Genomic DNA, 7,000 nt, shown 5'->3' with positions numbered 1-7,000 from the left:
GCCATGCTCAGGCACGCTCGCCACCACAGCAAAGCCACGCCATCGACCGCACCGTAGCGGCCGATCCCCCACAACCGCCGTGATAGCGCATCGCGTCGCTCGACCGGCTGTCACCGGTGCCACCGCAACCGCAGGTCGGCCGCACGACGGGAGCCACTCGTGGTGACGTTGGACCGTCTGGCCGACGTGCTCAGTGGCTACGGGGTGCGGGTGCGGTTGGGTGCGGTAGCCCGATCGATCCCCCTGCGCAGCGTGGTCATCCACGGCCCTGTCACCGACCCCACGGAAACCGGCGATGTGCTGCTAGGCATCGGCGCACGCTCGATCGCGGAGGTAATGGCCTGGGCAGTGTCGGCGCGCGCCACTGTCGCGCTCATCCGTGGCGGCGAGGACACCGGCGACGCGCCGGTGCTCGAGGATGTGGCGGTGCTCGAAGTCGACCCCGCGGTGGCCTGGAGTGAGGTGGCCGCTGTGGTCTACGGGCTGGTGCTGGAAGGCCGCGAGACCGAGGCAGGGCGCGGGCCGACCGATCTTTTCGCCCTGGCCGACAGTCTCGCCGACGCGGTCGGCGGTGCGGTAACGATCGAGGACCATCGATCCCGCGTACTGGCGTATTCGAGGCCGCAGTCCCACCTCGACCCCGCGCGGGTCGAGACGATCCTGGGCCGGCAGATGCCGCCCTGGTTGCATGAGCTGTTCGACGAGTGCGGTGTCTTCGCGCATGTGGCGGCCTCGGAGGAGCCGTTGTTCGTTGCCGCTCAGCCGGAGCGCGGGATGGCCGGGCGGATGGTGGCGGCCGTGCGGGTGGGCAGACAACTGCTGGGATCGGTATGGGTATCGTGCCCGACACCCCTGCGGGGGGATCGACGGGCCGCATTGGTCGACGGCGCGCACACGGTGGCCCTGCACCTGCTGCGGTCGCGCGCAAGCGCAGACCTGGAACGACACGTTGAATCGGAACTGGTGATCGCACTGTTGGAGGGGGCCGCGGACGCAGCGACGGTGGCCAGCAGGCTGGGATTGGCGTCGGCCACCATCCGAGTGATCGCGCTCCGCGCCCGAGTCCACGAGCCGCACACCGCTTTGCTGCTCATCTTCGAGCGGGCAACAACCGGATTCGGCTGGTCCCGTCCGAGCCGCAGCGCCCTGATCGGCGACACCATCTACACCCTGCTGCCCGCCGATCACCCAACCACCGCCCGCCGCTGGATAAGCGAACTGCGCGCGGGGCTGAACGACCAGCTCACGGTGCTCGCCGGCATCAGCGGCGTCGCCCAGGCCACGGAAGTGTCATTGGCGCGCCGAGAAGCCGAGGAGTGCCTGGCGCTGCACGAGACTCGTCCAGCAGGCACGCCGCCGCCCGCCTACGACGAAGCATGGGCCGACATCGTGCTCCAGCGATTGCGCACCGCGGGGCTCGCGGGACGAACCCCCGCCCGCGGCCCGCTCGCACAGCTACGACACTACGACCGCACGAACTCCACTCAGTATGTGGCGACACTGCGCGTCTGGTTACAAGCCCAGGGCGACCCCACCGAGGCGGGCGAACTTCTGGGCGTACACGAGAACACCATCCGCAACCGGCTACGAAAGATGGCGGAAGTGACCGACCTCGGCTTGGACGAGCCCCGCAAACGGCTCGCCACGCTGATCGAACTCGCTGTCACCGAATCACCCGGCACAGCTCCATATCCACAGTGACATCACCACAATTTGCACGACCGGATTGTCCGATCAGCGCAACCGATCGCCGTAGTCGGCGCCTCATACTTGGGTTGACCAGCAACGCCGCAGGCACTCGCGTCGTTGTACGCGGTCACCGACAGACCGCGTCAGAGCCTGGCGTCGATGGGGTCAGCTGCAGCGAGGAACCTGCTTTTCGTTGTAAAGCCGGTAAGAACCGATGGAACGGAGTTGAACAGCAATGAACACCATGCCGGTATGCGAGGTGATGAGCCGGCCGGTCGTCGCTCTGAGGCACAACAACACCGCACGCGAGGCGGCGCTGATGCTCGCCGAATCGGGGTACGCGGCATTGCCTGTTCTCGACCGCGACGATCGGCTCACCGGAGTACTCACCAGCGGCGACCTGCTGCGGGCCGGTGAACTCGACGACTCGGTCGGTGCGGTGATGACCACACCGGCGGTGTCGGTTCCCGGCAGTGCGGCAGTGGCCGTGGCGATGACCGAACTGGTGATCCACGGCCTGCGCAGTCTGCCCGTCGTCGACGCCGACAACCATGTGATCGGCATGCTCAGCCGCGGCGACGTGTTGCGCATGTTGCTGACACCCGACGACACCCTGGCAGCAGAAGCACAAAGTCGCCTCGATCAGTACGCCGGCGCAGGGCGCTGGCATGTCGCCGTGGCCAATGGCCACCTCGGCGTCTCGGGCCGGTTCGCCGACGAATCCGAGCGGCGCATCGCCATCGCCCTGGCCCGCACGGTGCCCGGCGTGCGCACCGCGACCATCGCGACCACTACTACCGTGCACTGACCCGAGCACGGAAGTGATGGTGATGCAGCCAGCCGCCTTCAGCGCGGCCCCCTCCGCCCGATACCGAGCCACGTTCCGGATCCCGGCCCTGGAGATCAACATGACCCACGCACCCTCACGCACATCCCTTACCGACCATCTGCCCACACTCCGACACGCCCTGAATCAGCAACGCCGATTCCGTGTGCAGCAACTGACCGAATTGGACGCCGAACTCGGTGACGCTCCCCAACTCGCCACCGCGGCTGACAGGGCCAGACATGAAGTCACCGTCACATTGGCCGTCGCGGCACGGCAAGCGCTGACCGATATCGACGAAGCGCTCGCGCTCATAGCCGCGGGACGATACGGCCGCTGCCGCGCCTGCTACGCCGATATCCCGATTCATCTGCTGCAAACCATTCCCACCACGCAGTGGTGCCTGGACTGCCGGCAGCAGCTCCTTGACCGCGACGACTCCCGCCCGACTCGCAGACAGGTGTTTCGCCGGCGCTCCCCTGCGCCCCGAAACGACCGCCCGGTGTTCCGCCGAACCGCCGCAAGGACGCGACCTCCGGTCCGGGTCGAATGAGTCGGGTAGGGAGTGGGGCGATATCGCCGTTCGCGCGCCGCGTCCTCGACGTGATCGACCAGATTCCGCCCGGCCGGGTGATGTCCTATGGCGCGATCGGCGACCTGGTCGGCGCGGGTCCCCGGCAAGTTGGACGGGTCATGACCGCCTGGTCCGACGAGACCCTTTGGCATCGGGTCGTGCGCGCTGACGGCACGCCCGCGTCCTGCCACGCCGGCAGCGCCGTCGAGCTGCTGCGCGCCGAAGGCACCCCGATGCGCGGGAGCCGTGTGGACATGAGCTGCGCGCAGTGGAACGGCCCACCCGATCACCCCGGCATGGACGGATAGCTGACTCGCGTCCCACCGACCACCGCGAAGCTCGTGATCGTCGCCGGTACGAGCTGTACCGCACCCATGATGTGCTGGACGTCGATGCCGCGCACGAGAAGTGCGTCGGCGACCAGGCGGCGATGACAGCGCCAAAAGACAGCCTCGGCGCACATGATGGCGACGACCTCTTGCCCGGAAAGCGCGATGAGCTCATCGAGCGCCTCCTCGAACGAGGGCGTCTGCATATAGTCGGCGTATCCGCGGAAGGACGCGTTGCGCCATCCGGTGTTGATCGAGCCTTCCGCCGGCTTGCGTAGTCCGCCCAGCCCCGGCATCGGCCGGTAGTCGATACCCACGGCGGCCAGCGATTCCGGGAGCCGGTCGATGTGGAACTGTGGATTGTGCCGGGACTTCGGCATGGTTCGAATGTCTGCCACCACACCGATGCCGAAATGCTGCAGGATCCCGATGAACTCCGTGATGGCATGGGTGGAATGGCCGATGGTGTAAACGGTCGACATGGCACTCCCGAAGTCGGTCATACTGCCGTCTCGGAAACAGGATGTCATCGGATCGGCCGGGTCGCATCGCCTCCCAGAGTCGAGAACCGTCCAGCCTCGCCCACCAGACCGAGGTGTTTGGCCAGCGAGATCGAGCGAATACGAACGGTCGTTGGCAGTCAGATCGAACAGTCAGGCAGATGGGCCTGGCGAGGATGCGGCGGCGTCCCACTGCGCGCGTGTGGCTGCGAAGAGGTCCACGCATACCGCCACGAGGTCCGCGGGGTCGTCGCGGCGGCCGTCCATCAACCAGTCGACCAGCAGGTGGTTGACGCCAAGTCCCACGAATGACCAGACGAAACCGAGTGCACGGCATTGAAAGTGACATCGAGAGGGCACGACGTACGCGGGCAGCCTGAGGTCCTGGTAGGTCATGGTCAGCGATCGCTGCCTGGTCGACTACTAGCGGGTTCGGGTCGCGGCAACCGCATCCTCACGGCTGAGGCCGAGCTGTCCAGAAGCGACGGCTCTTGTCAGCGGCTGCTCGTGCCGCGTGCGGCAAGATAGTCGGCCCATCCGCTCTGGGCGAACTGCGCCCATCGCGCGGCTGTGCCCGGGTGGATTCCGAGGAGGTCACTGACCACCACCGGCGGCAGCTCGGCGATGATGGTCATCATCGCGGTGTTGCGTGCAGAGAGGCTGGGCAGCCGGTTGTCGGCGAGTGACTGGCGCAGAGAACGAGTATGGCGGGGGCGGGTCGGCGGCTTACCTGGAAACAGGTAGGGCGACTCTTCGACCGCGGGCAGTAGGGCTCGTGTGACAGGCTGCCCGATAAGTTGTTCGATGAGTCGAGTGAGGCTCGGCGGCAGCAGGACTGGATGTTTGTCGATAGTGAGGTAGGCGTCGCGCTCGTCGGCGCGTCGGAAGCGGTCCTTGGTGAGTTCGACGATGTGGTCTAGCGACATTCCGTACAACCGGATCAGCGCACCGGCGACCCGTAGGTCGAGCGGCAGACTGTCATCGGTGAGGCAGCGGCGCAGCTGATTCTGGTACTCCTCGAATTCCTGGAACTCCTTGGCCGGCCCGAAAGCCGACTGACGTGCTGTCAGGGCGAGGACACTGCCGGGGCCTCGATCACGGATCCACCGTAAGAATGCGGTCAGCGGTTCCAGCTTAGCGGGATTCTGCGACAGATAGGTGTCGAGGTGTCGCTGGTCGATCCGCTCGACCGATGTTTCGACAGTGTCGAGCCAGGCGAGGAATCCTATGGCGGCGCGGATCTGAGCGCGGTCGGCGCGAGATGCGGCGTCGGTGTACCGGCCGCGCTCGGTCCGTCGACGGGCATCGCGGATAACCGCCCACTTGGCGAAGGGCCGAACAATTCGCTGGTGGTGGTCGGACAGAGCAGAAATGGTTCTGTCTTCCCACAACACCAGTTGCGCGAATGATTCGTTGCGCGGTTCCAGCACGCCGGTGGAGACGAGCAATTCACGCAGGTATCGGGTGGCATGGCCTTGCGGCAGCTGATCGAGTGCTTGGTACCTGATGTCTGGGCCGCTGGCGACGAGTTCGGCGAGCCGTTGTGATGATCGGCTGGATTTGACCCATTTCATCAGCGACGCGGATTTGGCGTTTGCCAGCGCGTCGGCGAGCGGAAGTAGTTCCGGGACGATATGTCCATTGGCGCCGGTGATCAGCTCGCGGACATGGTCTACCGCGACGCATCGTCGACATCGCCTTTTCGCATAGATGTCGCCTTCATGGCCGCATTGGCGGCAGGTGTAGTTCAGGTCCGAGCCGGCACAGCTCGCGCAGATCGGGCCAGAATCGTTGACGCCGACCAGCACGCGGGTGTGGCCGCAACTGCCGCACGGCGCAGGGTGGTGGGTCCGATGGCGATGGCATCGGAAGCAGACAGCTCCGACTGGCCAGTTCGCGCACTTTTGTGTCGTCTCACCGCAGATCGCGCATTTGGTGTCGTTGCGGTAGCAGCCGTGACACACGTCCGGATTGTCAGCGGTGGCACGCAGGGTGATGGGTTTGACGTCCCCGCAGATCCCGCATGTGCGCGCCGGACTCTTGTGGCAGGAACCGCAGATCGGCCCCTCCGCAGTCCTGGCATCCGCGACACGGAGCCGACCGCAGCGGACGCAAAGGGTGCGTGGCTTGGGGCGACATGCGCTGCACAGGGCTCCGCCGTCGGGAAGTTTCAGCCGAGGAGGGCGCCTGCGCCCGCAACGAGAACATTCGATTGCGCGCTCGGGATCGCTGTAGTGGCACCTGCGGCAGATCGGGCCCTCGGCACGACGGGCGGCGATATCCGATACCGTGCGGTGACAACGCGCGCACTCGATCTGGCGATCGCGCAACATACACCGTGCACAGCATCGTCCTTGCGGAGTGGACCGACGTAGATCGTCGTCAGTACGGCCGCAACGGGCGCAACCGAGCAGAACTACCTTCTCGCCGAGCCCTTGCGCATCCAGCAGCCGCAACAATTTCGGCAGCGGAGCCGGACAGTGCTGTTGTGGCGCGAGGAAGGCATCAGGATGTTCGCTCAGGTGAGCGTCCAGACCGTAGGCACCGGTCGTTCCCCACGCCTTGGCGCGGCGCAGAAGCTGTTCGGCCTGGTCCTCACCCACGAGCCCATCAGTAGCCCGCCGAATGAACTCGATCAGTCTCGTTCGAGCCTCTGGCAGTTCGTGGGGCCTGCGGCGCGGACGTCCGCGACGATGTGTCATTTCTGCCTGGGCCGGCGAATGACCGTGCGCTGCGGCGTGATCGGCGTCGACACCGCCTGGCCTGCGGTCTTGCGGACCTGCTCGTTGACGACCATCGGCTGAATCAGATCGTTGGGACTGCACCCGAGGATGTCGCACAATGCTACCAGCACATCCATACTCAGCCGCTGCGGCGGCTGGGTCACCAGCCGATACACCTGTTCCCGGGACAACGTGATGCCGCGTTCGACCAACAGGGGCACAAGATCCGAAGTCTGGAACATCTGCTGATCAGCCATCACATCCCGCAGCCGCCAGTGGTAGCCCATCTTCTTGATCATGTGTCGCTCTCCCACTCGGCGCCGAGCCGGTTCTTCAACGCTGCCGCCAGCAACGTATTT

General features: G+C 65.9%; 7 protein-coding genes. 3 read left to right on the top strand and 4 right to left on the bottom strand.

Annotated elements, in window-relative coordinates; translation table 11 throughout:
- Positions 1-159: 159 nt before the first annotated feature.
- Positions 160-1,701, top strand: a complete 1,542-nt coding sequence (locus NE2_RS07310; protein WP_063025058.1) for a PucR family transcriptional regulator — start codon at positions 160-162, stop codon at positions 1,699-1,701.
- 223 nt (positions 1,702-1,924) lie between these two features.
- Positions 1,925-2,497: a CBS domain-containing protein gene (locus NE2_RS07305; RefSeq protein ID WP_063025056.1), complete on the top strand. Its 573-nt coding sequence runs from the start codon at positions 1,925-1,927 to the stop codon at positions 2,495-2,497.
- Between the two features lie 115 nt (positions 2,498-2,612).
- Here the strand turns inward: NE2_RS07305 and NE2_RS35500 are convergent, their stop codons facing one another.
- Positions 2,613-2,885, bottom strand: a complete 273-nt coding sequence (locus NE2_RS35500) for a hypothetical protein (RefSeq protein ID WP_146165226.1) — start codon at positions 2,883-2,885, stop codon at positions 2,613-2,615.
- Positions 2,886-3,064: 179 nt separating this feature from the next.
- Here NE2_RS35500 and NE2_RS07295 point away from each other — a divergent pair, with 179 nt between their 5' ends.
- The gene (locus tag NE2_RS07295) at positions 3,065-3,397 is read left to right on the top strand and encodes an MGMT family protein (protein WP_063025052.1); all 333 of its coding nucleotides are present in this window, start codon (positions 3,065-3,067) and stop codon (positions 3,395-3,397) included.
- On the opposite strand, the gene NE2_RS07290 is transcribed toward NE2_RS07295, so the two are convergent.
- The 3 genes from NE2_RS07290 to NE2_RS07275 form a co-directional block, all read right to left on the bottom strand.
- A complete protein-coding gene (locus NE2_RS07290) occupies positions 3,376-3,900 on the bottom strand; it encodes a DUF488 domain-containing protein (protein ID WP_063025060.1) in 525 nt (174 codons plus the stop codon). The two genes, NE2_RS07295 and NE2_RS07290, sit on opposite strands and share 22 nt — an antisense overlap.
- Before the next feature lie 512 nt (positions 3,901-4,412).
- Positions 4,413-5,726 carry a hypothetical protein gene (locus NE2_RS07280; RefSeq protein ID WP_063025049.1) on the bottom strand — a complete coding sequence of 438 codons (1,314 nt, stop codon included), beginning with the start codon at positions 5,724-5,726 and terminating at the stop codon, positions 4,413-4,415.
- A gap of 890 nt (positions 5,727-6,616) precedes the next feature.
- Positions 6,617-6,940, bottom strand: coding sequence for a helix-turn-helix domain-containing protein (locus tag NE2_RS07275; protein WP_063025047.1), 324 nt, complete (start codon positions 6,938-6,940; stop codon positions 6,617-6,619).
- Between the last annotated feature and the right edge of the window lie 60 nt (positions 6,941-7,000).

The sequence above is a fragment of the Nocardia elegans NBRC 108235 genome, assembly GCF_001612845.1.
GTDB lineage: Bacteria > Actinomycetota > Actinomycetes > Mycobacteriales > Mycobacteriaceae > Nocardia > Nocardia nova.
This window is presented reverse-complemented; position numbering and strand designations above follow the sequence as displayed.